General features: G+C 69.6%; 21 protein-coding genes and 1 tRNA gene. 16 read left to right on the top strand and 6 right to left on the bottom strand.

Annotated features, from left to right (window positions below):
* Positions 1–3 precede the first annotated feature (3 nt).
* The 3 genes from LIP_RS16750 (at position 4) to LIP_RS16740 (ending at position 1,222) form a co-directional block, all read left to right on the top strand.
* Positions 4–207, top strand: a complete 204-nt coding sequence (locus tag LIP_RS16750) for a hypothetical protein (RefSeq protein WP_068140960.1) — start codon at positions 4–6, stop codon at positions 205–207.
* 126 nt (positions 208–333) lie between these two features.
* Positions 334–600, top strand: coding sequence for a hypothetical protein (locus LIP_RS16745; protein ID WP_144440564.1), 267 nt, complete (start codon positions 334–336; stop codon positions 598–600).
* Between the two features lie 546 nt (positions 601–1,146).
* Positions 1,147–1,222, top strand: a tRNA-Lys gene (locus LIP_RS16740).
* Between the two features lie 169 nt (positions 1,223–1,391).
* Here LIP_RS16740 and LIP_RS16735 read toward each other — a convergent pair.
* From LIP_RS16735 to LIP_RS16725, 3 genes are all read right to left on the bottom strand, one after another.
* Complete coding sequence (locus tag LIP_RS16735; protein WP_068140956.1) at positions 1,392–2,351, bottom strand: VanW family protein; 960 nt, start codon at positions 2,349–2,351, stop codon at positions 1,392–1,394.
* Positions 2,352–2,544: 193 nt separating this feature from the next.
* Complete coding sequence (locus tag LIP_RS16730) at positions 2,545–2,883, bottom strand: P-II family nitrogen regulator (protein WP_068140955.1); 339 nt, start codon at positions 2,881–2,883, stop codon at positions 2,545–2,547.
* A gap of 38 nt (positions 2,884–2,921) precedes the next feature.
* A complete protein-coding gene (locus tag LIP_RS16725; protein ID WP_407936412.1) occupies positions 2,922–4,337 on the bottom strand; it encodes an ammonium transporter in 1,416 nt (471 codons plus the stop codon).
* Between the two features lie 190 nt (positions 4,338–4,527).
* On the opposite strand from LIP_RS16725, the gene LIP_RS16720 reads away from it, so the two are divergent.
* From LIP_RS16720 to folB, 9 genes are all read left to right on the top strand, one after another.
* Positions 4,528–4,929: a MerR family transcriptional regulator gene (locus tag LIP_RS16720; RefSeq protein WP_068140954.1), complete on the top strand. Its 402-nt coding sequence runs from the start codon at positions 4,528–4,530 to the stop codon at positions 4,927–4,929.
* Positions 4,929–6,257 carry a type I glutamate--ammonia ligase gene (glnA, locus tag LIP_RS16715; protein WP_068142265.1) on the top strand — a complete coding sequence of 443 codons (1,329 nt, stop codon included), beginning with the start codon at positions 4,929–4,931 and terminating at the stop codon, positions 6,255–6,257. Before LIP_RS16720 ends, glnA begins: the two co-directional genes overlap by 1 nt.
* A gap of 51 nt (positions 6,258–6,308) precedes the next feature.
* Entirely contained in the window at positions 6,309–7,052 is a 744-nt protein-coding gene (gene nadE, locus LIP_RS16710) for an NAD(+) synthase (RefSeq protein WP_068140951.1), read from the top strand.
* Positions 7,053–7,449: 397 nt separating this feature from the next.
* Positions 7,450–9,171, top strand: coding sequence for a 2-oxoacid:acceptor oxidoreductase subunit alpha (locus LIP_RS16705; RefSeq protein WP_082726494.1), 1,722 nt, complete (start codon positions 7,450–7,452; stop codon positions 9,169–9,171).
* Positions 9,161–10,012, top strand: a complete 852-nt coding sequence (locus LIP_RS16700; protein WP_068140950.1) for a 2-oxoacid:ferredoxin oxidoreductase subunit beta — start codon at positions 9,161–9,163, stop codon at positions 10,010–10,012. The genes LIP_RS16705 and LIP_RS16700 overlap by 11 nt, the downstream gene beginning before the upstream one ends.
* A gap of 91 nt (positions 10,013–10,103) precedes the next feature.
* The gene (locus LIP_RS16695; RefSeq protein WP_068140947.1) at positions 10,104–11,417 is read left to right on the top strand and encodes an HD domain-containing protein; all 1,314 of its coding nucleotides are present in this window, start codon (positions 10,104–10,106) and stop codon (positions 11,415–11,417) included.
* A gap of 297 nt (positions 11,418–11,714) precedes the next feature.
* Positions 11,715–14,075 (top strand): SpoIIE family protein phosphatase, encoded by a 2,361-nt coding sequence (locus LIP_RS16690; protein WP_144440563.1) that lies wholly within the window; start codon positions 11,715–11,717, stop codon positions 14,073–14,075.
* A 273-nt stretch (positions 14,076–14,348) separates the two neighbouring features.
* On the top strand, positions 14,349–16,295 hold the full coding sequence (ftsH, locus tag LIP_RS16685; RefSeq protein ID WP_082726493.1) for an ATP-dependent zinc metalloprotease FtsH: 1,947 nt from the start codon (positions 14,349–14,351) through the stop codon (positions 16,293–16,295).
* A 6-nt stretch (positions 16,296–16,301) separates the two neighbouring features.
* A complete protein-coding gene (gene folB, locus LIP_RS16680; protein WP_068140936.1) occupies positions 16,302–16,673 on the top strand; it encodes a dihydroneopterin aldolase in 372 nt (123 codons plus the stop codon).
* Positions 16,674–16,823: 150 nt separating this feature from the next.
* Here folB and LIP_RS16675 read toward each other — a convergent pair whose 3' ends face one another.
* Entirely contained in the window at positions 16,824–18,056 is a 1,233-nt protein-coding gene (locus tag LIP_RS16675) for a S1C family serine protease (RefSeq protein WP_068140933.1), read from the bottom strand.
* A 166-nt stretch (positions 18,057–18,222) separates the two neighbouring features.
* Between LIP_RS16675 and selA the strand changes: the two genes are divergently transcribed.
* Both selA and selB read left to right on the top strand, forming a co-directional pair.
* A complete protein-coding gene (gene selA, locus LIP_RS16670; protein ID WP_198409601.1) occupies positions 18,223–19,662 on the top strand; it encodes an L-seryl-tRNA(Sec) selenium transferase in 1,440 nt (479 codons plus the stop codon).
* A gap of 33 nt (positions 19,663–19,695) precedes the next feature.
* Positions 19,696–21,651, top strand: coding sequence for a selenocysteine-specific translation elongation factor (gene selB / locus LIP_RS16665; RefSeq protein WP_068140931.1), 1,956 nt, complete (start codon positions 19,696–19,698; stop codon positions 21,649–21,651).
* 27 nt (positions 21,652–21,678) lie between these two features.
* On the opposite strand, the gene LIP_RS19080 is transcribed toward selB, so the two are convergent.
* Positions 21,679–21,855, bottom strand: coding sequence for a hypothetical protein (locus LIP_RS19080; RefSeq protein ID WP_158509708.1), 177 nt, complete (start codon positions 21,853–21,855; stop codon positions 21,679–21,681).
* A gap of 132 nt (positions 21,856–21,987) precedes the next feature.
* Positions 21,988–22,200: a hypothetical protein gene (locus LIP_RS16655; protein WP_144440562.1), complete on the bottom strand. Its 213-nt coding sequence runs from the start codon at positions 22,198–22,200 to the stop codon at positions 21,988–21,990.
* Positions 22,201–22,729: 529 nt separating this feature from the next.
* Here LIP_RS16655 and LIP_RS16650 point away from each other — a divergent pair.
* Entirely contained in the window at positions 22,730–24,541 is a 1,812-nt protein-coding gene (locus LIP_RS16650; RefSeq protein ID WP_068140923.1) for a S8 family serine peptidase, read from the top strand.
* The gene (locus LIP_RS18700) at positions 24,538–25,458 is read left to right on the top strand and encodes a PorV/PorQ family protein (RefSeq protein ID WP_068140920.1); all 921 of its coding nucleotides are present in this window, start codon (positions 24,538–24,540) and stop codon (positions 25,456–25,458) included. The genes LIP_RS16650 and LIP_RS18700 overlap by 4 nt, the downstream gene beginning before the upstream one ends.
* Positions 25,459–25,465: the final 7 nt, after the last annotated feature.

Raw genomic sequence — 25,465 nt, 5'->3', positions numbered from 1 at the left:
CAGATGGCAGATTGCCCCAAGTGTGGCAAGGGAACGATGGTCCAGACCTGGATCGACTGGTTCCCCGACCGAACCGACGAGGAGAAGCGCAGGTCAAGGGAACCGCTCGTCAAGGTCGACGGCAAGGTGCTCGGTATCTTCAGGCCGCTGGTGTGCGATGAGTGCGGATACGCCGAGATGAAGGTTCACCCGGGCGGCCCGATGTAGCCCTCGGGGGTGGATATCGGACAGGGCCGACCCTCCTGGGGTCGGCTTTCTTGCATCCACCAGCAGGGGATGAGGCAAGTAGTAGAGAACCATGGTTCACTACCACGAACCATGGTGGTGATGGCCATGGCTGGCTGGTCCCCTGACCCGGTGGAGGATGCCTCGACTGAGCTGCGGTGGGCCCGGATGCTGGGCGAGGTGGACCTCATGCCCCACGAGGGGGAGAGGGAGGCCCGGCGCCTGGCGAGGCTCGAGAGGGACCTCGGGCGAGCCCTCGACCTCCTTCACCCCGCAAGCCCCCTCGCCCGCTACCTCGACCCCTGGGGCGACGAGCGGGCCTACCTCGCCACGGCACGCGAGGCAGCGAAGCGGGTGAGGGCGAGGCTGGGGTAGCCAGAGATTCGACCCGGCGGCTGGGTGCGACATTCGTACCGTTCTGCAGGGCAGGCCACCCACGCCCCGGTTACAGCCGGGGCTTCATCTACGCCCATTTCATGGGCTTCTCCAGGACAGGCAAGGGGTATCCGGCGCACGGGGGGGCAGCCGCGGAGTTCCTGAGCCCAATCGCTGCTGCGTTTGGCCGGGATTCGCCGGGAGCGGTGCCACAACGGTGATCCAGGCGGTTCACCGATCCTGGACTACGATTGCCGCACGGGTCCCCGCCGCAGGCGCTGCGGGCCGGACCAGCAGGCGCGGGAGTAATCAGGCGAGACGCCGCGAGGAGGGGAGCGTGAGGCCCGCCAGTGGCTCTGAGCCTAGATCAGCCATTCATGGCAGGGAAAGTTAACACTGGGGGGCTTGAAAAGGCAGGGGGTATATGCTATCCTCGTGCCTGCGGGGCATGCGAGGGCGCATGGTCCCATGCAGTGGCCAGAGCATGGGACTGGCAAGTTAATGCAGGCTTGCCAGCTCCGAGAGGCCGATGTAGAGCGGGTTCGCGGGCCGTTAGCTCAATCGGCAGAGCAGGGGACTCTTAATCCCAAGGTTCAGGGTTCGACTCCCTGGCGGCCCACCAATGACGAAGAGGGTTTGGCGATCCGTGGCGGGAACAGGCGGGGTGTTCCTCACCTGGCTGTTCCCACGACGCCGCCTCGAAGGTACGGGCCCCGCCCCGGAGGGTGGGGCTCCGATGTGTGCGGCCGGGGCAACCTGTTCCCCCGGCCTTTTCGCGTCATCCTCGTCCGCTACGAGGAAGCCGCGGCGCCGTACTCCACCACCTGAGGTCTCGGACGGTAGATGGTGACGCCTAGGTCCCTCTCCTCCCGGCGGCCGTCCGGGTGGAGCACCGTGAGCCAGGAGCGGAGGCGCATCCCGTCGAGGCCTCGCAGCAGGATGCGCTCTTCCCCGGCAGGCAACGAGCGGTGGGGGCGCCGGTCTTGAGGGAAGGGCGTTCGCTCCAGGACCTGGTGGGACCACTCGATGGCCGGCGGCTGGTGGGACCCGTACACGGCCACGGTTACCGCCGCGTCCCGGTAGTCGGCCCAGATGACCACGGGGCCGGCCTGGTCGTTGCGGAGCCGCAGGTCTTTGTAGGGGTAGGCCACCGCCGCATCCTGGCCGCCGGGCACGTACGACACGAGCATGGTGTGAGGATGGCGCTCGAGAACGGTCAGGGCTGCGAGAACGGCGGCGTTGAAGAGCGCCGACGAGACCTTGCAGATCCCGCCGCCGGCCGATGGGACCACGCGGCCCGCCCGGTACTCCGGGCCGTCGCGAAAGCCCCGAGCCGCAGTGTAGGGCCCCACGCGTCCGTTGAACGAGAGCGTCTCCCCGGGTTGCAGGACGGTACCCCGCAGCAGCTCGGCACCTCGTTCCACGTTGGCCGCTTCCTGGAAGAGCGGCTCGGTCAAGCGGATGCGGTAGGCGCCCACCAGACGACCCGCGGTGTACCGGCGCTGAAGCTCGACGAGCTCGGGTGGAGGCGCGGCCCGCCAGGGGATGCTGGCAGGGTCCACCACGGAAAAGGAGGCCGGATCGGGGAGCCCGGGAAGTCCGCACTGAGATGGGTCGCGGTTGACCCGCGAGAGGAACGAGTGCCAGAGTGAAGGCGGGGCTGCCACCAGCCCGATGACGCCGAGGAGGGTCGTTGTCGCCACGAAGGCCCACGCGACCGCGCGGCCCCGCGCCACCCAGATCGCCTGCATCGCATCGCCTCCCCAGGGACAGGTGACTCGGCGAATCCTATGCACGAGGGCGCCCTTTCCCCCCTCCGGGGACTGGGTCGCCCCGTTGCGCCGCCCGAGGGATGTCCACGGCCGCGTGGGCCTCGCACCCCATGACGCGGCGGAAGGGCGGCACCCGCCGCCCTTCCTTGAAACGAAGCCTTCGGAGCGCCGGTCAGACGGCCGCAGCTCCCCGCTCGCCCGTGCGGATCCGAACGGCCTCGGCCACGTCGCTCACGAAGATCTTCCCGTCGCCCACCTGCCCGGTGCGGGCCGCGGCCGTGACCGCGTCGATGGCGGCTTCCACGGCCTCGTCGGCTAGGACCACCTCGATCTTCACCTTGGGGAGCAGGTTCACCGTGAACTCCACGCCCCGGTAGACGTCGGTCTGGCCCTTCTGGCTGCCGTAACCCATCACCTGGACCACCGTCATGCCGCGCACGTCCAAGCTGGCCAGCGCCTGCTTGACGGCGTCGAAGTGCGACGGGCGGATGATGCACTCCAGCTTCTTCATGGCGGATTCTCCTTCCTCATCGGCGGCCTGGGGCCGCTTCAGCCCGTCTGCCCCCGCGAGACGCGGGCTGCCTGGGCGTGGGCACTGCCCAAGCCCGGCTGCAGGGGAGCCCAGTCGGGGTACGCCGTGAGACCGTGCTCGCCCAGGTCGAGGCCCATCGTCTCCTCATCGGGGGTGACGCGGAGGCCGATGGTCGCGGCCAGGAGCTTGAAGAGGACGTAAGCCGTTCCGAAGGTCCAAGCGAAAACGGAGAGCACCCCGGCGAGCTGGACCAGCAGCTGCTCGAACCCACCCCCGTAGAAGAGACCACCGTCGGTGGCGAAGAGCCCTACGGCCAGCGTTCCGAAGGCGCCCGCCACCGCGTGGACGGCGATGGCACCTACGGCGTCGTCCACGTGTACCCGATCGAAGAACTCCACTCCATGGACCACCAGGATGCCGCTCAGGGCACCGATGACCACCGCGGCCCAGATGTCCACGAAGGCGCACCCGGCCGTGATTCCCACCAGGCCTGCCAGCGTCCCGTTGAGGGTCATGCTCACGTCGGGCTTGCCGTAGCGGATCCAGCTTGTGAGCATGGCCAGGGTGGCGCCTGCGGCCGCCGCCAGGCTGGTGTTGGTGGCGATGAGGGCGATGGCGGGATCGGTCCCTGACAGGGTGGAGCCGGGGTTGAAGCCGAACCACCCGAACCAGAGGATGAAGACGCCCAGGGCGGCCAGCGTGATGCTGTGGCCCGGCAGCGGGTTGATGGACCCATCCTCGTTGTACTTGCCGATGCGGGGGCCCAGGACGATGGCACCCGCCAGGGCCGCCCAGCCGCCGACGGAGTGGACCACCGTGGAACCGGCGAAGTCCATGAAGCCCTGGCTCCCCAGCTGCGAGAGCCATCCACCGCCCCAGGTCCAGTGCCCCACCACCGGGTAGATGACCGCGGAGATGACCGCACTGTAGATCAGGTAGCCGGTGAAGCGGGTCCGCTCCGCCATGGCCCCCGAAACGATGGTGGCCGCCGTTCCCGCGAAGACCACCTGGAAGAGCCAGAAGGCTTCAATGGGCACGTTGAGCCCCAGGAAGCTCCAGTCGCCGGAGAGGAAGAAGCCCGAGGATCCGAAGAACGCGCTCCCCGCGCCGAACATGATGGCGAAGCCGACCATCCAATACGCCAGGGATCCCACGGCGAAGTCCATCAGGTTCTTCATCACGATGTTCCCGGCGTTCTTGGCCCGGGTGAGACCGGCCTCGACCATCGCGAAGCCGGCCTGCATGAAGAAGACCAGGAAGGCCGCGACCAGCACCCACACCGTATCGATGGCTGACACTACCATATCCCTCCAGGCAATGGCGTTGGACTCCGGCGTCCACGAATTCGGCAAGGCGACGTGCGTTGGAGTGTCCTCGCACGCGGCGTGATATAACTTAACGTATTGTGGAAGCCCGGCAGAGGCCAGAGTCATGTTGCCTCCCATTATACGGGTGACCTCCCCCGTGTCAACCGATTTGTCAAGTATCTGGCGCCACTCGAACCAAAACGAACCCGAAACACTTGACAAGGCCCCAAGGGCCACCTACCATAGAGGTATCGTCTGGGCAGAAAGCCTAACATGTCCATGACGCACCTGAGGGCAAGGGCAAGGGGGTGTCCCGGTGAGGCAGACCGACCCCGACACGCCGCTCTACTCCATCGGCGTCGTGGAGCGGCTGACGGGTCTCACCGCCCGTCAGATCCGCTACTACGAGGAAGTGGGGCTGCTGGAACCGGCCCGTTCTCCAGGGAACCACCGCATCTACTCACCCCGTGAGGTGGACCTGCTCCTGAGCATCAAGAGCCTCACCAACCAAGGCTTCAACCTGGAGGGCGTGCGGGTGATCCTGCAGCAGCGGCCGACCGGCGCGCCGCAAGAGGGGGGTGAGCCGGAGCCAGACTCCCGCTCGCCGACCCTGGGCCATCCCAGGCGGCTGTCGTCGCTCTACCCGGTGAACAACCGCGAGGACCTCCAGACGCGCCTGGAGACGTCCCTGCGCAAAGCGAAGGAGGAGAACGTGTGATGCGCACCAAAGAGGAGATTCTCGAGGAGGCCCGGAGGAGGAACGTACGGTTCGTCCGCCTGCAGTTCACGGACGTCCTGGGAATCCTCAAGAACGTGGCCATCCCCGTGAGCCAGCTGGAGAAGGCGCTGGACAACGAGATCATGTTCGACGGCTCCTCCATCGAGGGCTACACCCGCATCGAGGAGTCGGACATGAATCTGCGGCCGGACTACGACACCTTCACCGTCTTCCCCTGGCGGACCCAGGAGGGAGCATCCGTGGCGCGCCTGATCTGCGACGTTCATCGCCCCTCCGGCGAGCCTTTCGTGGGGGACCCCCGCTTCGTGCTCAAGCGGGTCCTGGAGGAAGTGAAAAGCCTGGGCTTCACGGCCTACGCAGGCCCCGAGTGCGAGTTCTTCCTCTTCCGGCTCGGCTCCGACGGCACGCCCACCACGCACACCCAGGATCAGGGAGGTTACTTCGACCTGGGGCCCGTGGACCTGGGAGAGGACGCCCGGCGGGAGATCGTCATCACCCTGGAGGAGATGGGCTTCGAGGTCGAGGCGTCGCACCACGAGGTCGCCGAGGGCCAGCACGAGATCGACTTCCGCTACGACACCGCCCTCACCACCGCCGACAACGTGGCGACCTTCAAGTACGTCACGCGGGCCATCGCCCGTCGTCACGGGCTTCATGCCACCTTCATGCCCAAGCCGCTCTTCGGCGTGAACGGCTCGGGGATGCATACCCACCTCTCCCTCTTCGCGGATGGAGAGAACGCCTTCTACGACCCGAAGGGACCCTACCAGCTCTCCAAGACGGCGCTCAGCTTCATCGCCGGTCTCATGGAGCACGCCCCAGGCTTCACCGCCATCACCAACCCCCTGGTGAACTCGTACAAGCGGCTTGTCCCCGGCTACGAGGCGCCCGTCTACGTCTCCTGGTCCGCCCACAACCGCAGCGCGATGGTGCGGGTACCGGCCAGTCGCGAGAAGGGCACCCGGGTGGAGCTCCGCTCGCCCGACCCTTCGTCCAACCCCTACCTGGCCCTGGCCGTCATGCTCAAGGGCGGGCTGGATGGGGTGAAGCGGGGGCTTGAGCCGCCGGCCTCGGTGGATCAGAATATCTTCGAGATGAGCCCGGCGGAGCGCAGGGAGTATGGCATCCGGAGCCTCCCGGGGAGCATCGAGGCCGCGCTGGAGCGCCTGAAGGAGGACACGGTGGTGCGGGAGGCGCTGGGCGAGCACGTCTATACCCACTTCGTCCGGGCGAAGGAGCTGGAGTGGGACCTCTACCGCACCCAGATCTCCCGCTGGGAGCTGGACCAGTACCTCGGGATCTTCTGATCCCAAGCATCACGCACGTCCGGGCGGCTCGCCCGGGAGGAGGCGTTGGCGATGAACGCGGGCAAGGTGTGCGATCAGCTCGTCCGCTGGCTGGAGGCCAACCTGCAGCGGTCCGGGGCAGAGGGACTGGCGGTGGGGTTGTCGGGGGGCATCGACTCGGCGGTGGCGGCCGCCCTGGCCCAGAGGGCCGCTCCGGGCCGCACCCTCGGGGTGCTGATGCCTTGCCACAGCAACCTCGAGGACCAGGCCGACGCCGAGCGGGTGGCCAGGCACGTGGGGATCCCGCACGTGGTGGTGGATCTCTCGCCGGTCTACGATATCCTGGCCAGAGCACTGCAGCCCACGCTGCCCGCGGAGGCGGACCCCGGGCGGCTGCAGCTCGCCCGGGCCAACGTGAAGCCCCGGCTTCGCATGCTTACCCTGTACCATGCGGCCAACGTCCGCGGCTACCTGGTGGTGGGGACCGGCAACCGGAGCGAGCTCTACACCGGGTACTACACCAAGTACGGGGACGGCGGCGTGGACCTCCTGCCTCTGGGAGACCTGGTGAAGGGAGAGGTGCGGGAGCTGGCCCGGTACCTGGAGCTCCCCGAGGCCATCATCCAGAGGACCCCTTCGGCGGGGCTCTGGGAGGGGCAGAGCGACGAGGGCGAGATGGGGATCACCTACGCCGAACTGGATCGTTACCTCCTGGAAGGGGCCGCCGCGCCCGAGCTCCTGGCCCGCATCGAGGCGCTCCACCGGGTGAGCCGGCACAAGCGGGAGCTGCCGCCCATCCCTCGGGTGGCCCGCTGAGCCTGAGGCTCCCGGGGCACATCCTGCAGCGCGCCGCGGCCGGGTCGACAGGCCCGGTCGCGGCGCGTCTCCAGCAGCGTCCGGACCGCCACGCCCTCCCAGACGTCATCCAGCTTGCTCCAGCCTTTGTGCGGGCGGGATGCGACGGGCGATTCGCTGCTCCACGGAGCGCGCCTCCCTCGGCTTGACCTCGTGCTCCAGCATAACCAGGCGCGGCCGGAGCGAGTAGGATCTCTTCGCGCGATTCGGTGACCGATGTATAATGAAGGGGCGCCGGTGAGCAGCCGTTGGGGGCGGCTCGCTACCCGCGCGCGGCGGCGTCTGTCAGGAAGGAGATGCGGTGTCGCCGCTGGAATTGTATACAAGAAGCACGGGGGTTGGACAGGGGGAATCTCGTTTGGCCGATGTCGATATCGTCATGCGCTTCGGCGGGGAATCGGGCGAGGGCGTGATCAGCTGCGGCGAGATCTTCACCCTCGCGGCCGCTCGCGCGGGGCGCGAGGTCTATACCTTCCGCACCTATCCGGCGGAGATCCGGGGCGGTCACGCGGTCTACCAGGTGCGGGTGGGAGACGAGCTGCTCCTCTCCCAGGGCGACCAGCTCGACGTGCTGGTGGCCTTCAACCGGGAGGCGTACGACAAGGCGCTGCCGGATCTGAAACCCGGCGGCGTTCTGGTCTACGACTCGGACGACTTCAGCCCGGACACCTCCTTCGACGGGGTGGCCTACCCCGTTCCCATGACCTCCCTAGCCCGCGACCAGGCCGGATCGCTCCGGTCGAAGAACATCGTGGTCCTGGGAGCCGTGGCGGAGCTCTTCGACGTCCCGAGGGACGTGATGGTGGGGCTCATCGAGCAGCGCTTCGCCCGCAAGGGTGAGGACGCCCTCGACGCCAACCGCCGGGCCCTGGAGATCGGAGCGGGCTACGTGCGGGACCGCCTGACCAAGAAGGACCCCTTCCGGGTGGGACAGGGCACCCAAACGGGCCGCATGGTCCTGTCGGGCAACGAGGCGATCGCGTTGGGGTCGCTGGCCGCGGGGCTCAGCTTCTTCGCCGGGTATCCCATCACGCCCGCGTCGGACATCATGGAGGGCCTGGCCCGCCGGCTGCCCAAGGTAGGCGGGACGCTGGTGCAGGCCGAGGACGAGATGGCTGCCCTCGGCATGGTCCTGGGCGCCTCCTTCGGGGGAGCCAAGGCGATGACGGCCACCTCGGGGCCGGGGCTCTCGCTGATGGTGGAGCTGCTCGGCCTCGCGTCCATGGTGGAGCTCCCGGCGGTGGTGGTGGACGTGCAGCGGGCGGGCCCGAGCACCGGCATGCCCACCAAGGAGGAGCAGGGCGACCTGAACATCGCCGTCTGGGGTGCTCACGGAGAGGCGCCGCGCATCGTGCTGGGAGCCACCAGCGTCGCAGACGCCTTCTACACCATCGGCAAGGCCTTCGACCTCGCGGAACGCTACCAGTGCCCGGTGGTGGTGCTGTCGGACCAGTACCTCGGCTTCCGCAAGGCGAGCATCGACCTGCCTGACGTGGATCGCATCGCGGCCAGCGAGCGGCTCGTGGCCAAGCAGAACGGAAGCTACCGGCGCTATGCTCTCACCGACTCGGGCGTCTCGCCCACGGCCATCCCGGGCATGGAGGGCCTGCAGCACGTGATCACCGGCCTGGAGCACGACGAGCAAGGTCGCCCGGTGTACGACCCGGCGTCCCGCAACCGGATGATGGCCAAGAGGGCCCGGAAAATGGCGCTGGTGGCGCAGGAGCCGGGCATGACCCGGCGCCATGGCCACGAGCACCCCGTGCTGGGCGTGCTGGGCTGGGGCTCGCAGGAGGGTGTGATCCGCGAGGCGGTGGCCCGGGCGAACCGCGAGGGGTATCGGGTGGCCGCCTTGCACACCCGCATGGTGTGGCCGCTCCCCGAGGCGGAGATCGAAGCCTTCCTCGAGCAGGTCGATCGGGTCCTGATCCCCGAGGTCAACCTGAGCGGTCAGTTCGCCAACCTGATCCGGAGCCGCTTCGACGTGAAGCCCTATCGCCTCAACAAGACGGACGGGCTGCCGTTCCGCCCTGCGGACATCTACGAGAAGATTAGAGAGGTGTATCCCGATGGCCGTTAGCCAGGTCCTTCCCAAGCAGTACCGCAGCCAGAACAAGCCCACCTGGTGCCCAGGGTGCGGTGACTACGCGGTGCTGGAGGCGACGACGCGGGCGCTGGCCGCACTCCAGGTGGAGCCGCACGAGGTGGCAGTCATCTCCGGGATCGGCTGCTCCTCCCGGTTCCCGATCTTCCTGAACGCGTACGGCTTCCACGGGGTGCACGGGCGGGTGTTGCCCATCGCCACCGGGCTCAAGCTGGCCAACCCGAAGCTCACCGTGCTGGCGGTGGGCGGCGACGGCGACGGTCTGGCCATCGGGGCGGGGCACTTCCCCCATGCGGTGCGCCGCAACCCGGACATCACCTACGTCATGATGGACAACTCCATCTACGGCCTCACCAAAGGACAGGTGTCGCCCACCAGCCCCGTGAGCCTGGTCTCGTCCACCACCCCGGTGGGCAACGTGGACCGGCCGCTCAACCCCGTGGCCATGGCCATCGCCTACGGCGCTTCCTTCGTGGCTCGCGGGGCATCGTCGTCGCTTGACCAGCTGGCGGACCTGATCCGCCGTGGGATCGAGCATCGGGGCTTCGCCTTCATCCACGCGGTCAGCCCGTGCCCGACCTTCAACAACACCTACAAGCAGGTCAAGACCAACACGGCGTCCCTGCCGGACGGCTACGACCCCAGGAACCAGGTGCGGGCCTTCGAGCTGGCCATCACGTCCGAGAGGATCTTCACGGGCGTCTTCTACCAGCAGCCCGAGGCCATCGCGTACGACGAGCGGTTGGAGGCCCAGCGGCCCCGGGAGACCGTGGATCCCCGGGCGTACATCCGAGAGCTGATCGACGCCTACCGTTGACCTTGCAGCAGGTGGGGGTCTCCGGGCGGGCCCGGACCGAGCGGTCCGGGCACGCCCGCGGCAGGGGCCGACCAGGGGAGGAGGGAAGCCCGTGATCATCCGGGATCCGGTTCATGGCGACATCGAGCTCACCCAGGAGCTGGTGGAGCTTCTCGACACCCCGGAGGTCCAGCGGTTGCGGGGGGTCAAGCAGCTGGGCACCGCTTCCCTGGTCTACCCCGGAACTCTGCACACTCGCTTCGATCACAGTCTGGGCACCCTCCACATGGCCGGAAGGATCCTGGAGCGGCTCGCTCGCCGCGGCGCCCGGCTGGAGCCGGACGCAGCCCGCGTCGTCATGGCCGCAGCCCTCCTCCACGACGTGTCGCACGTTCCCTTCGGGCACACCTTCGAGGACGAGCGGCGGGTGCTTCCCCGGCACGACACCCCCGAGCGGCTCCGGCGCGCGCTGGGGCAGGGCCGGTTGGGAGAGCGGCTGGACCGCTTGGGCCTGCAGGAAGGGGTGACCGCCCTGCTGGCCCGCGGCGACCGTTCCGGAGGGCGCCGGGACCCCAAAGTCCCGGGCTGGAGCCGAGATCTGGTGGCGGGCACCGTCGACGCGGACCTCCTGGACTACCTGCTGCGCGACGCCCACTTCACCGGGCTGGTCCAGCGGTACGACGCCCGAGTCCTGGACCTCTTCGGGCTCGAGGGCGACCAGCTGGTGCTCGAGCTGAGCGAGCACGGCGTGGAACGGCCCGATGCCTTCTCGGAGATCCTCCACGTCCTTCGCATGCGGTACGTCCTCACCGAACGCGTCTACCTCCATCACGCCAAGGTGGCGGCGGGAGCCATGGTAAGCAAGGCGTTGGAGCGGGTCCTGAAACGGGGATGGGACCCCCGGCAGCTGGAGCAGTTCACCGACGAGCTCTTCCTGGAACGCCTGGAGCAGGCGGGAAGAGACGGAGGGGACGCTGGGAGCGTGCGACTGGTTCAGGGCCTCCGCCGGCGCGAGCTGCTGAAGCGGGCCTACGTGCTGGACCTGGATGCGGTGGGTCCCGACGGGCGGGACCGGCTGGTGGAGGCCTACCACCGGTGCGCCGCCGCCAGGGAAGCGGTGGAGGCCAGGCTGGCAGACGCTCTGGGGGTGCCGGACGACCAGGTGATCCTCTACGTTCCTGCCCCCAGCTACCTGAACGAAGCCACGGTGCCCGTGCGAACGTCCGAAGGCCTTCACCCCTTGACTCGGCTTCCCGAGCCGCTTCAACGCCGGTGGGGCATGGCCTCTCTCCAGGCCCAGTACGAGGGGCTGTGGAAGCTCTACCTTTTCGTGCCGGCAGGGACCCAGCCCCGAGCCCGGGCGTTGGCCGAGGCGACCTTCGGTTACCCCACCCGGTGGTGGAAGGACCCTGGCCCCAAGGCCTGAGCGCGCTGGACGACCGGCCGATCGGGATGAACTCACCATGGAATCTTTCGAGCCCCGGCCCAAGGCTTTCGACAGACCCCGCCGCGCCCCGATGGTATCCTGAGGACAGCCGTTTCTCCCCTCGACGCTCGGCGGACTGCGGGGCAGCCTCCTTTACTGGGTGGGGCTGCCCCCAGTCGCCTTCATCCGCCGGCGAGGCGGCGATCCAGCGTGATGATGGACGGGAGGGTCTGGATCATGGCTTCCGATGCCCCGAATGCCCACCTGTACCGTGCGACGCCAGCGAGACTTGCCCCATTGGGACGATCTCGGGGAGGCCGGCGTCTCCCCTGGGAGCGGTTGCAGGGGCTGGGGCACCTTGCGGCCTTGGGAGTGGCCGGGTTCCTGCTGGTAGGAGTCCCCTTGCCCGGAACGCCGGGAGGGGTGTGGGCCGGGGCTCTGGGGGCGACCGCCGCCGCTGCGGGCCAGTGGGGGCGGGTGGCGGCCGTGGTGGGAGGGATGGTGCTCGGCGGCCTGAGGACGGCGCCGGGGAGCGTGGGGCGAGAGCTGATGGTCCTGCTGCTCTTCACCCTCGCCCACGCGGCCCTGCGGGCGCACCGCGGGGGAGCGCGGGTGGCTCCAGGCTGGCAGGCCCTGCTCCTGGCGGTCCTTCAGGGTGGTGCGGGCCTGCTGGACTCTTCCGGCCAGGCGACATCGCTCGCGGCCCTGCAGGAGCTGATCCTGCCCGCCCTGGGTCTTGCGGCTGGCTTCCTCCTCTGGATGCCCCTGGCAGGGCAGGACCTGGAGTGGGACCTGCCCCGCAGTCTAGGTCTGGCCGTGCTTGTCGTCCTGTGCGGGAGCGCGCTGTGGGGATGGCGCGGCGAGCTCCTGCAGCCGGGGTGGCTTGGCGCGTTCGTTCTGGTGCAGCTCGCCGCCCTGGTGGCGGGTGCGGGGGCGGGTGCAGGCCTCGGACTGGGGATGGGGGCGGTGTGGGCGTGGAGCTTCGGCTACCCGCCGGGCTGGGCGGCGCTGCTGGGCCTGGCGGGGTTGGTGGCGGGTCTGCTGCGGCCGCTTGGACGCCTGGCGGCACTCGCGGGCTTCTGGGCGGGCCTGCTCCTGACCGCACCCCAGGTGGCGGACCCTGCGGCCATGGAGCAGGTCTTCCTCTCGGCGGTGACGGCGACGATCCTTACCGCCCTGCTGCCGCGCGAGGTGCTGCGGCGCTGGGAGGCGCGGTGGGGGACGGGGGGCCAAGCGGCCCAGGAACCCGACCTGCGCGTCGAGGTGGGGGCGGATCTGCGGAAGGTGGGAGGCCTCTTCGACCGGATGGCCCGCCAGCTCGAGCCCGAGCGGCAGGCGCGGCCCGACGAGGAGGTCGGGCTCTTCATCCAGGCCGTCCATGCTGAGGCTTGCCAGGGCTGCCCCGCGCACGAACGGTGCTGGGGCCGCGAGGCGTATGCGACCTACTGGGACATGGTGGAGCTGGTGGGAACGGTGGAGAGCTCGGCGGCGAGTCTGTCCGAGGCCGGGTTACCCCGGCGGCTGAGCCTCCGCTGCACCCACCACGACCGGCTGTTGAAGGGCGTCGGCCTCACCCTGCCGCGCTTCCGGACAGCGCAGGAGGAGCTGGGCCGGTCGCATCGGCACAATGTCCTTCTTCCCGAGCAGCTCCGGGGAGTCTCCCGGTTACTGGACGCCATGGCCAGCCGGGTGGAGGACCGGGCACAGAACGTGGGGGAGGTGGAGCGGGCGCTGCGGAGAACCCTGGCCGGAACGGTGGACCTGAAACGGCTCCGATGCAGCCGGGTGGGACCCAACCGGTACCGCGTCACGGGCCAGCTTCGGGGTCGATGCCCGGGTCCGGGACACTGCGAGCGGGTCATCGCCCCGTTGGTCTCGCGTCGCCTGGGAAGGCCCTACGCGGTGTGGAACGCTTCCTGCTTGGAGGGCCCCGGGCAGATGGGCTGCCGCTTCGAGCTGGTGGCGCGCCGGCGCTACGCGCTGGAGGTGGCCGATGCGGCCGTCCTGCGCGAAGGGGAGCTGCACTCGGGTGACTGCGTGGAGCGTACCGAGCTGGTGGACGGGCGCGTGGCGGTGGTCCTCAGCGACGGCATGGGCACGGGGGTGCCCGCGTGGCAGGAGAGCCACGCAGCGGTGACGCTGCTCCAGTCGCTCCTGGAGGCGGGGCTGGAGCTGCACGCGTCGGTCCGAACCTTGAACACCCTTCTCAGGGCCCGATCGCCTGAGGTGCGCTTCGCCACCCTGGACATGCTGGTGGTGGACCTCTACAGCGGTGAGGCGGAGATCGTCAAGATCGGCGCGGCCCCCTCGCTCCTGGTTCGGGCCGGGCGGTTGGAGATCGTGGAGGGCGAGAGCCCGCCGGCAGGGGTGTTGGACGAGGTGGAGGCCGACGTGCGTGTGGTCTCCCTGGGGCCCGACGATCGGGTGATCCTGGCCAGCGACGGCCTTTGGGAGGCAGGGGGACGCTTCCGGCCCGACTGGCTGGCAGAGGAGGTGGCCAGGTTCCACGGTGAGGACCCGGCGGTGCTGGCGGAGATCCTTGTGGCCCGGGCGCGTGAGCTCTGGGGGCCGGATCGCCACGACGACGCCACCGTGCTGGTGGCGCGCCTGCGGCCGGACGGGCCGGCCACAGGCCGGGTTGCGGGAAGCGGATGGTGAACCGGGGTCGACCCGTCCCGGAGCCCTCGTGAACCCACGAAGGCCGTCGCAGCGGGCGGTACAGTGGGTTCGTTGTTGCCTGAGAACGACTATGGTATAATACCCTCGAACGGATCAGCCGTTTGGGAGAGGTGTCTCCCGCGGCTTGCAGAATCGGACGGCACAGCCATTGTCCACGCGGAGCCTATCGACGTCAGGCGGGCGGACCAGGCCGAACGAAACGAGCGTCACTGGCCCGCCCGCTTTGTTCGCAGGTGAGGGGAGGACACACCCTTGAACCGGTTCCTCAGAGGCCTGAGCCTCTACCTCCTGATCGCGGTCCTGGCGGTCATGATCGTCAGCACCTTCTACACGCCCTCGGAGAGCGCCCGGAACCTGGACTACACCGAGTTCGTCCAGTCCCTGAACGCCGGCCGCATTGCGAGCGTCAAGATGGTGGGCGAGCAGGAGATCCACGGTCGCATGAAGGACGGCACCGAGTTCAAGACCTTTGCCCCCCCGAACCTCACGAACCTGGCGGACCAGCTCCTGGCCAAGGGTGTGCAGGTGTCCGCGGCGCCCACACCGCCCCCGGCGTGGTGGGTCTCCATCCTTCCCAACGTCCTGATGCTGGTGGTCTTCGTCGGCCTGTGGCTCTTCATCCTGAACCAGATGCAGGGCGGCAACAACCGGGCCATGTCCTTCGGCAAGAGCCGGGCCAAGCTCCACACCGAGGAGAAGAGCAAGGTCCGCTTCGACGACGTGGCGGGCCTGGACGAGGCCAAGATGGAGCTTCAGGAGATCGTCGAGTTCCTGAAGCACCCCAAGAAGTTCGTGGAGCTGGGGGCCAAGATCCCCAAGGGCGTGCTCCTGGTGGGGCCGCCGGGCACCGGCAAGACCCTGCTCGGCCGGGCCGTGGCGGGCGAGGCCGGGGTGCCCTTCTTCAGCATCTCAGGCTCCGATTTCGTCGAGATGTTCGTAGGCGTGGGCGCTTCCCGGGTGCGCGACCTGTTCGACACCGCCAAGAAGAATAGCCCATGCATCGTCTTCATCGACGAGCTGGACGCGGTGGGCCGGCACCGGGGTGCGGGCCTGGGCGGCGGGCACGACGAGCGCGAGCAGACGCTCAACCAGCTCCTGGTGGAGATGGATGGCTTCGAGCCCAACACGGGCATCATCATCATGGCCGCCACCAACCGGCCCGACGTGCTGGACCCGGCCCTCCTCCGTCCCGGCCGCTTCGACCGGAAGGTCATCGTCGACCGGGCCGACCTGCAGGGTCGCATCGAGATCCTGAAGATCCACAGCCGGAACAAGCCGCTGGCCGAGGACGTCTCCTTGGAGACCCTGGCCCGCCGCACCCCCGGCTTTTCGGGCGCCGACCTGGAGAACCTGATGAACGAGGCGGCGATCCTGGCGGCCCGGCGGGGCGTCAAGCGGATCACGATGGCCGATTGCGAGGAGGCCATCGATCGGGTCCTCCTGGGGCCCGAAAAGAAGAAGCGGGTCCTCACCGAGCGGGACAAGGAGGTCTTCGCCTACCACGAGGCGGGGCACGCGGTGGTCGCCCACTTCCTTCCGCACGGGGATCCGGTCCACAAGGTGACCATCATCGGCCGGGGCATGGCCGGCGGCTACACCATGACCCTTCCCGCCGAGGAGAGGTACGTGGCCACCCGCGCGGAGCTGACCGACCGGCTGGCCCACATGCTGGGCGGGCGGACGGCGGAAGAGGTCGCCTTCGACGAGATCAGCACCGGCGCCCAGGACGACCTGGAGAAGACCACGAGCCTCTCGCGGCGCATGGTGATGGAGTGGGGCATGAGCGACGAGCTGGGACCGCTCACCTTCGGAAACCGTCAGGGCGAGATCTTCCTCGGCCGCGACATCGCCCGCGAGCGCAACTACTCCGAGGAGGTCGCCGCCGCGATCGACAAGGAGGTCCGCCGCCTGGTCGACGAGGCGCACCGGCGGGCCCGGCAGATCCTCACCGAGCACTGGGACCGGGTCGTGAAGCTCGTGGAGGTTCTGAAGGACCGGGAGACGGTGGACGAGGCCACCTTCCGCCACCTGATGGAGGAGGGCACGCTGCCGGAGGCGAAGCCTGCGCCCGAGCCGCAGCCCAAGGTGCCCGAGTCGGTGGCGGCGGCCACCACCGAGGCCCCGGAACGGCCCGAGGGCCGGACGCCCAAGGAGGGTCTTGGGAAGCAGCGGCCCAAGCCCGCGGTGGGCCTGGAGTAGACCGGCATGGACCGCATCCTCCTGCAGGGCATGCGCTTCCACGGGTACCACGGGGTGCTGCCGGAGGAACGGGAGCGGGGCCAGACCTTCGAGGTGGACCTGGAGCTGGAGCTGGACCTCACCTGGCCCAGGGCGAGCGATCGCATCGAGGAGACGGTGGACTACCGTCTCCTCTACGACATGGTTCGAGAGATCATGGAGGGACCGCCCGTCCACCTGCTGGAGCACCTGGCGGAGCGCATCCTCCGTACCGTGCGGGATCGGGTGGAACGGACCACCTTCCGGCGCCCCGTGACCCACGTGCGGGTGAGGGTAAGGAAGCCGGAGGCCCCGGTGGGCGGCCCGCTGGCCTTCGCCCAGGTGGAGCTCTCCGATTGAGCGGGTAGGCCCGGGCGGCCAGGGTGCTTGGGGCGAGGCGCCGCCGGGTGAACGCGGAAGCGCCACCGGCCTGGAAGGTGTATCCCCAGCCGGTGGCGCAGGCGCGTTCGTGGGTTCTCGTTCGGGCGACCCCGCCCGGGTCCGGGCGCCCTACCGGAATTCCGGAGGCCGCTCGCCCACCTCCACGGTGAGCAGGAGGGACCGGCCGCCCCGGATCACCCGGACGACAGCCGTGTCGCCCGGTTTCAACTGCTGGACCGCCTTCTGGAACTCCTCGCCGTTCTTCACGGCCTTCCGGTTCAGCTCCACGATGACGTCGTAGGCCTGCAGGCCCGCCTTCTCGGCCGGCTGCCCAGCGATGACCTCGGAGACGACGATGCCGTCGGTTGACGAAAGACCCAAGGCCCCGGCGATCTCCGCGGTCACGTCCGTGAAGGAGACGCCGATCCACGGACCCCCAGGGGTCATGCCGCGCTCGATGAGGTCCTGCAGGACCTTCTTCGCCGTGTTGATGGGGATGGCGAAGCCGATCCCCTGGGCCTGGGTGTTGACGGCGGTGTTGATGCCGACGACCTCACCCTGCAGGTTGATCAGGGGTCCGCCGCTGTTCCCCTCGTTGATGGCTGCGTCGGTTTGCATCAGGTCCGTGTAGGTGCGGGGGGTGCGGCGGGACTGATCCCACACGGAGATCTGCCGCCCCTGGGCGCTCACGACCCCGACGGTCACCGTATGGGCAAGGCCCAGCTGCTCGCCGAAGGGGTTCCCGATGGCCAGCACCCAATCTCCAGGGCGCATGGCGTCGGAGTTCCCCAACGGTGCCACAGGGAGCTCCTTCAACTGGCGAGGCTTCTGAATCTGAAGCACCGCCAGGTCGAGCTGGTAGTCGGCACCGATCAGGTTCGCGTCCACCCAGCCCTTGAAGTCCGCCGTCTCCAGGTAGACCCGGATCGACTGCTTACCGCCCAGGTTGCCCACCACGTGCTGGTTGGTGAGGACGTGCCCCTCCTGGTCGATGATGAACCCCGTACCCGCCTGCATCGGCCGCCCCTGGTCCGGTGGGAAGAAGGGACCGAAGAAGGGGCCGAAGAACGGATCGTTGAACGGTTGCTGTTGTCGGGGCTGCTGGGGCAGGGTCACCTCGATGTAGACGGTGGCCGGATTGAGGCGCTCGGCTACGTCGGCCACCGCCGATGGGCTGCCGCCCGGGAAGGCCAGGGCCGCCGCCGGCGACTCCTCTGCCGGAGGCGCCTGCTGCGTGTCGGCCGGGGGGTCCTGGGCCCGGATGGGAGAAGGTGTTCCCAGCAAGGAGGCCAGGAGGACGCCGGCGAGAACCAGGGCGAGCGCGCCGCCCAGGTAGAGCAGAGTTCGACGACCGCGTCGCAAGGTGTTCACTCCTCTGGTGCCAGGCGTCCCTGGGGCGCCTGGTGCTGTACCAATGGGTTTCGCACTGCAGCCCACATTATACCGCGACGCCGGGAGCGTCTTCAAAGCCGAACTCTGCCAGGGCCCGTGTGGAAGGCTTCTTCGTGGATGGGTCGGGGGGATGAGGGTGGCTGCCTCGGAAGGAACCGGGGGCGAGATGGAGAGGGTGGGGCGGCGGGGTCTGCCTGCGGTGGACCGCCTGCTTCGATCCGAAGCCGGCCGGGAGGCGGAGGCACGCTTCGGCCACGCCGTGGCCCGGAGGCTCTGCCGTGAGGTGATCGAGACTCACCGGCAGGCGGTGGGCGCGGGCGAAGGGATACCCTCGGTGGCCGAACTCGAGCGTGAGGTGCGGGAAGCAACGGATCGAACCGGGCGGTCCCTTTTCCGGTCAGTCCTCAACGCCACGGGTGTGGTGCTTCACACCAACCTGGGTCGGGCGCCGCTTTCGGACGAGGCCGCCGCAGCCGCGACCCGAGCGGCCACCGGCTACAGTAACCTGGAGTTCGATCTGGAGACGGGACGCCGCGGTTCCCGCCACCGCCATGGAGAGCTCCTGCTTCAGGAGCTGACCGGAGCCGAGGCGGCCATGGTGGTGAACAACAACGCCGCGGCCGTGCTCCTGGTGCTGAGCGCGGTGGCCTCCGGGAGGGAGGTGCTGCTCTCCCGGGGCGAGATGGTGGAGATCGGGGGCTCCTTCCGCATACCGGACGTGATGGAGCAGAGCGGGTGCCGGCTGAGGGAGGTCGGCACCACCAACCGGACCCGACTCGCCGACTACGAGCGGGCGATCGGCCTGGACACGGGCGCCGTGCTGAAGGTTCACCAGAGCAACTTCCGCCAGATAGGTTTCACCGAGAGCGTCGAAAGCGGCCGCCTGGCCGAGCTCGCACACGGGCACGGGCTGCCGTTCATCGAAGATCTGGGCTCCGGCGTGCTGGTGGAGACCCGCGAGCTGGGCCTGGAGCACGAGCCCATGATCCAGGAGGTGCTGCGGGCGGGCGCGGACCTGGTGACGGCCAGCGGCGACAAGCTCCTGGGGGGGCCCCAGGCCGGTCTCATCCTGGGTCGGCGCAGGTGGGTCGACGCCTGCCGGCGGCACCCGCTGGCCCGGGCGGTACGGGTCGACAAGATGACGCTGGCGGCGCTTCAGGCCACCCTTCTGCACTACCTGCGGGGCGAGGGGGACGCGGTCCCTATCTGGCGCATGCTTCGCCAGCCGCTTTCGGACCTGCGGGCCAGGGCGGAAAGGCTTGCGGCCCGGGTCGCCGGCGCCCTTCCGCCCAGCGCCTCAGCGCGGGCGGCCGAAGGGCGCAGCCCGGTGGGGGGCGGTTCGCTTCCCGGGCAGGAGCTGGCCACCGCGGGCCTGGAACTGCGCGTTCCGGGGGAGCTCGAGGATCTGGCACGGCGGCTGAGGTGGGGCGAGCCCAGCGTGGTGGGCCGCGTCGAGGGCGACCGCCTCTTCCTCGACCTGCGGACGGTCCGTCCCGAAGAGGACGACCTGCTGCTGGGCGCGCTCTTCCGGGCGCTTGACGCCGGCCCCGGGCGCCACGGAGAGGGGCAGGCCTGAGGCGGCGAAGGCCACCGGGAGGGAGCTGGTGCCGTGCACGTCATCGGGACGGCGGGCCACATCGATCACGGAAAGTCCACCCTCATCCGGGCGCTCACGGGCATCGACCCTGATCGCCTGGCGGAGGAGAAGGCCCGTGGGATGACCATCGATCTGGGGTTCGCCTGGATCCGAATGCCTTCGGGCGAAGAGGCCGGCATCGTCGACGTTCCGGGCCATCACCGTTTCGTGCGCAACATGCTGGCGGGGGTGGGCGGCATCGACGTGACCCTCTTCGTGGTGGCCGCCACCGACGGGTGGATGCCCCAGTCCGAAGAGCACCTGGCCATCCTCGACCTCCTGGGCGTTTCCAGGGGGGTGGTGGCGCTGACCATGGCCGACCGGGTCGAGCCCGACTGGCTCGAGCTGGTGCGCGACGACGTCGCCCAGCGCATCGCCCGGAGCAGCCTGGCTGGGGCGCCCATCATCCCCGTCTCCGCGGTGACGGGCCAGGGTCTGGAGGAGCTGGTGGCCGAGCTGGACCGCCAGCTTCGCGCGGCGCCGCCCGTTCCGGACGAGGACCGGGCAAGGCTTTGGGTGGATCGGGTTTTCACCATCCGAGGGGCGGGGACGGTGGTCACGGGGACCCTGGAGGGTGGCACCCTGGGCGTGGACCAGCGGGTGGAGGTGCTACCGGGGTCGAAGGTTGCCCGAGTCCGGGGCCTGGAGACACACAAGCAGGCTCGTGACCAGGCAGTGCCCGGGTCCCGTGTGGCCGTAAACCTCTCCGGGGTGGGTCCCGAGGAGGTGGCCCGCGGTCAGGCCATCGCCGCGCCGGGCCGCTACCGGGTGTCGGACCGGTTCAACGCCTGGATACGCCTGCTGGAGTCCACCGGCTCACCGCTTCAGGACCTGGCGCAGGTCCTCCTCTACCTGGGTTCGGCCGAACGGAACGCCCGGGTGCGGATCCTGGAGGGCGCCGTGCTCGAACCCGGCCAGGCGGGCCTGGTGCAGGTGGAGGTGGAGGGGTCCCTTCCCGTTCAGTGGAGCGACCGGTTCATCTTGCGGGATCCGGGGGTTCAGGCGACCCTCGGGGGTGGGAGGGTGCTGGAGCCCTTCGCGCGTCGGGTACGGGGCCGGCGGTTACGCCTGGGGCCGGTTCATGCGAGCTGGCGCGGGGCAAGGCGGGGCGGTTCGGGCGCACCCGAGTACCTGGATCCGGCTTGGCTCCGGTCCCTGGCGGACAGCCCCGTCGGCGCGCTGGTCGGTCGTTTCCTGGCAGCTTATCACGTGATCCGGCGATCCGAGCTTCCGGTTCTGGTACCCCTGGGCGACGAGCGCTTGGCCCCGATCCTGGACGCGCTGGATCCGAAAGGGGAGGCAGTCGTCCTCCCGGGCTACGTGGCGTCGCGCGCGTACTGGGAGTGGGCCGAGGGCGAGATCGGGGCACGCCTGGAGAGCTTCCACCGGGCCCACCCCCTGCGAAACGGTTGCCCGGCCGAGACCCTGCGCAGCGGCCTCGGGATGGAGGAGGACCTCTTCCAGCAGATCCTGGACCGCATGGTGGCCCGGGGGAAGGTGGTTCGCCAGGGGCCCCACGTGCGACTTAGCACGCATCAGGTCCAGCTCGGGCCCGAGCAAGAGCGGGCGAGGGCGGCGCTTCTGGCCCGCCTGGACGGGGATCCCTTCGAGCCGCCCACCTTCGATGAGCTGGTGGATCAGGGGGCCGACCCCGAGCTGGTGGCCGCCCTGATCGAGCAAGGCGAGCTGGTGCGCACCGCGAAGGGGCTGGTGCTCTCCAGCGCGCGGCAGACCTGGTTGATGCAGCTGGTGGAGCGCTACATCACCGAGCACGGAGCGATGGAGGTCCGGGAGCTGCGGGATGTGATCGACACGTCCCGCAAGTACGCCGTGCCCCTGATGGAGCACCTGGACGAGGTCGGCTTCACGCGCCGGTTGGGCGACCGGCGCGTGCTGGCTCGGGGCGGGCCCACGGGGGTGGCGCGCTGATCCTCGTCTCCTTCGGCAGATGCGGCCTCAGGCGAGGACAGTGGCGCCGCGCTCGGCAGCGAAGGCGACGGCGTCTGCGACCCGGCGATCCATCTCCGGCGTGAGCACGGTTCGGCCGCAGCGGGTGCAGATCAGGTGGGGGACATGCCCCACCCGGACCTCCTCGCCGGTGGTGGTCGAACGCACCACGTCTCGATGGATCAAGGTCTGCTCGCCCCCGCAGCGACACCGCACCGGCGAACGCCCCCCGCGTGAAGGCCTTTGCATAAGCATACCAGCCGAAGCATGCTCATGCAAGGGGCATCCGCCCGTTCGAGGGTACCCGGTCGTTCCGATTCAGACCCGGGGCTGCTGCGACAGCCGGGCGCACGCGGCTTCCAGCGCGCGGGTCCCGCGCCGGCGCGCTTCGTGGGAGAGTTGAGGGGCCCGGCGAAGGACCTGGATGGCGCGGCGGACCTGCTCCGCCTGGAGCGCCTCCTCGCCGGAAGTCGGCGGGGCAGGCTGGCGGGCGGGCCACGGCATGGGAGTCCGTTCTTCGCGTCGGGTCACGGCGACATACCCCCTGGTGAACCGTGTCTGTTCACCCAAGGAGTATGGGCTGGGAGGCGGAAAATGATTCCTCCGTGCCGACCCGTGCGCGTGAGTCATCGGTCCCATCTCCGCATCGCACCGGGCTCGCGTGGCTTCGGGCCCGGGAAAAGAGGGCTCCCTCAACGCATCGGAATCGCATGGGCCGCACTTGAACGCCGGTCCGGTCGGGACGGCCAGACGTGGCGTCGCCGCGTTCCGCTCGGACGGCCGTTCGGTGGACCCCGCGAGGATTCGTGGATCCAGGCTGCACGCCTTTTCCACGAAGCGGTAACGAGGTGGCGTTCGCGTCAGGCTGAATGGTTAGCGCCGGGCCTTTCGGAGCCCCGGGCCCGCCAGGGTCTCGTCACCTTCTTGGAACGCACCGGCATCCTGAGGCAGGAGGTGGCGCGCGTTGGACGGACGCGTGTTCGTAAGGCCATGCTTGGACGCCCATCGAGCCCGAGGTGCGCACCCGCTTCTCTCGCGCGCGAGGCCCGTCAGGGCTCTCGTGCCCTGGCTGGTGCTCGCCCTCGTGCTGGGCGTGGCGCCGCCCGGGGACGTGGCTCGGGCGGGAGCGCACCCGGCGCCGGAGCCGGCAAGCACTCCGCAACCCGTCCTGCGGGTGCCCGGCGCTCCGGGAAGGCGGCCCGCGTACCGGGAGGGCGAGCTGCTGGTCCGGTTCCGCGAAGAGGCGGACGGGGCGGCGGGGCCGTCGCCCGGCCAGCCCGATGGGCCCCGCGCCGTGGCCGTTCGAAAGATCGAGGCCCTGGGAGCCAAGGTGATGCGCGTCCTCGAGCTACCCCGGGGTCACGAGCCGGCCCCCTCGGTGGGGGGACGGCTACGCCTCTACCACGTCCGCCTTCCTGACGCGCTGGGCGTGGAGGATGCACTCTCGCGCCTTCGCGAGGACCCCGACGTCCTTTACGCGGAGCCCAACTACCTGCGGTATCCGACGCAGACCCGGGTGAGACCCAACGACCCCCTCTTCGTCCGCCAGTGGGCGATGGATAACGCCGGGCAAGACTTTGCCTACGATCCAACGGGCGCCCAGGTCTCCGGCACGCCCGACGCCGACATCGACGCCCCCGAAGCCTGGTCCACCATCACCGACGCGGCTGACATCGTGGTGGCCGTGGTCGATACGGGCATCGACGTCGGTCATCCGGACCTGGTTGCGAACCTGTGGGTGAATCCGGCGGAGGCGGGCGGCCTCCCCGGCGTCGACGACGACGGGAACGGCTGCATCGACGACGTCCACGGGTGCGACTTCACGACTTACCCTCGCAACGGGGTCGTCTACGACGATCCACGAGACGACTTCCACGGAACCCACGTGGCAGGGATCATCGGCGCGCAGGGCGACAACGGCGAGGGCGTGGCCGGTGTGGCGTGGCGGGTACGGATCCTGTCGGCCAAGTTCCTCGCAGGCGAGGCGGGAGGCAGCGTCGCAGACGAGATCGAGGCCCTCGCCTACGCGGCCGCCAACGGCGCGCACATCATCAACGCGAGCTACGGGTCCCCGCAGTTCTCCACTTTCGAGCGGGATGCGATCGAGGCGACGGGCCTGCTGTTCGTGGCGGCGGCAGGGAACGGGGGCGATGACGGGGTGGGCGACGACAACGACGCGACGCCCTCGTACCCCGCGAGCTACGACCTGCCCAACGTCATCGCCGTGGCGGCCACGGATTGGAACGACCGGCTCTCCAGCTTCTCCAACTATGGGGCCCACACGGTCGACCTGGCCGCGCCGGGAGACCTCATCCTCTCCACGGTGCCCCGCGGGTGGGTCGCCCCGGGCGAGCCGCCCTACGCCTTCGCGAGCGGTACGTCCATGGCCGCGCCCGTGGTGACCGGTGCCTCTGCCCTGCTGATGGCTGCGTTCCCCGATGCGCCCCCCTTCCCGGGAGCTCCCGGCGGGGGCATGGGCCCCACCGTGAAGGAGATGTTCCTGGGGTCGGTGGATCGACTGCCGGGGCTGAACGGTAGGGTGGCCACGGGCGGCCGGCTGAACCTGGCCGCCGCGCTCAGGCACGAAGAGACGCCGCCCCCGCGGAGCCAAGAGCCGGTTCGGCAGGGCCCCAACCCAGCCCGCAGCACGGCCCGCTTCTACGTCGACGCGGGCGGTGGCGCCAAGGAGCTTCGCATCTTCGATGTGAGCGGGCGCGAGGTGTTCCAGGCGACGATTCCCGAGGGACAGGGGATGTTCGAGTGGGACCTGAGGGACGGCGCTGGCCGGCCGCTGGCCAACGGGACGTACCTCTTCGTGCTGGTGACGGGCGAGCGGGTGAGCCGGCCCCAGACGCTGGTGATCGAGCGATGAGCCTCGCTCGAACCCCGGCCCGGGCCCGGCCCTGGATCCTCGCCGTCGCTCTGCTGGGGGCGAGTTGGGTGGTTGCACCTGCCGCCGCGGGCCAGGTGGGTGCGGGCGCGAGCACCGCCACGGGGGCGGACAGCCGGGCGCTCGCCATGGGAGGCGCCTACGCCGCCATCGTCGAGGGCGCCAGCGCCGCCTACTACAACCCGGCGGCCCTGGCCTGGGCGGAGGATCGGGAGGTGGTGAGCCTTTACGCTCGGGACTTCGGCGTGGTGAACAACCTGCACCTCTCGCTGGCCCTTCCGACCGTGGGGGCGACCTTCATGCTCGTCCAGGTCTCCTCCGAGGAGCGGGACGCGGCGGGCGATCCTCTGGCTGCCTTCAGTACCAGCGAGATGGCGACCTGGCTGGGGTTCGGTCGGCCCCTCGGGAAGCTGGCGCTGGGCGCCAGCGTCTTGGCGTACCGCCAGGGTCTGAGGGAGACAAGTTCCCTGGGCCTCAGCCTCACCAGCGGTGCGATGGCGAAGATCGGCCCGATCCGAGTGGCGGCCATGGTGCGGAACCTGCCGGGGTTCGTCTTGCCCGGCGGGGGCGACCCGGTGGTCATGGCCTCCAGTGCCACGCTGGCGCTGGCCGTCGAGGGATCCTGGTGGCTGGGAACGGTGGAGTACGAGCAGCCGCTGACGGCCCACGCAACCCCGGCGCCGGACGGCGCGACGCTCGGGGGAGGATCCCTCCGGGTGGGCGGTGAGGTCCGCTTGGACCTTGTGGCCCTCCGGGCGGGGTTCTGGACGCGCGACGGGCTCTGGACGCCCACCGGCGGTGTGGGCGTAGCTCTCGACCTCGGCAGCGTCGACTACGCGTACGAAGCGCATCCCTTCCTGGGCGGCTCCCACCGCGTGAGCCTGCGGGTTCGATTCTGATCGCAGT

The organism is Limnochorda pilosa, from assembly GCF_001544015.1.
Lineage (GTDB): Bacteria > Bacillota > Limnochordia > Limnochordales > Limnochordaceae > Limnochorda > Limnochorda pilosa.
This window is presented reverse-complemented; position numbering and strand designations above follow the sequence as displayed.

What these genes read in the sequence shown, in the direction of transcription:
- LIP_RS16750 (WP_068140960.1), top strand. Translation starts at nt 4, where the DNA reads ATGGCAGATTGCCCCAAGTGTGGCAAGGGAACGATGGTCCAGACCTGG.
- LIP_RS16745 (WP_144440564.1), top strand. Translation starts at nt 334, where the DNA reads ATGGCTGGCTGGTCCCCTGACCCGGTGGAGGATGCCTCGACTGAGCTG.
- LIP_RS16735 (WP_068140956.1), bottom strand. Translation starts at nt 2,351, where the DNA reads ATGCAGGCGATCTGGGTGGCGCGGGGCCGCGCGGTCGCGTGGGCCTTC.
- LIP_RS16730 (WP_068140955.1), bottom strand. Translation starts at nt 2,883, where the DNA reads ATGAAGAAGCTGGAGTGCATCATCCGCCCGTCGCACTTCGACGCCGTC.
- LIP_RS16725 (WP_407936412.1), bottom strand. Translation starts at nt 4,337, where the DNA reads ATGACTCTGGCCTCTGCCGGGCTTCCACAATACGTTAAGTTATATCAC.
- glnA (WP_068142265.1), top strand. Translation starts at nt 4,929, where the DNA reads ATGCGCACCAAAGAGGAGATTCTCGAGGAGGCCCGGAGGAGGAACGTA.
- nadE (WP_068140951.1), top strand. Translation starts at nt 6,309, where the DNA reads ATGAACGCGGGCAAGGTGTGCGATCAGCTCGTCCGCTGGCTGGAGGCC.
- LIP_RS16700 (WP_068140950.1), top strand. Translation starts at nt 9,161, where the DNA reads ATGGCCGTTAGCCAGGTCCTTCCCAAGCAGTACCGCAGCCAGAACAAG.
- folB (WP_068140936.1), top strand. Translation starts at nt 16,302, where the DNA reads ATGGACCGCATCCTCCTGCAGGGCATGCGCTTCCACGGGTACCACGGG.
- LIP_RS18700 (WP_068140920.1), top strand. Translation starts at nt 24,538, where the DNA reads ATGAGCCTCGCTCGAACCCCGGCCCGGGCCCGGCCCTGGATCCTCGCC.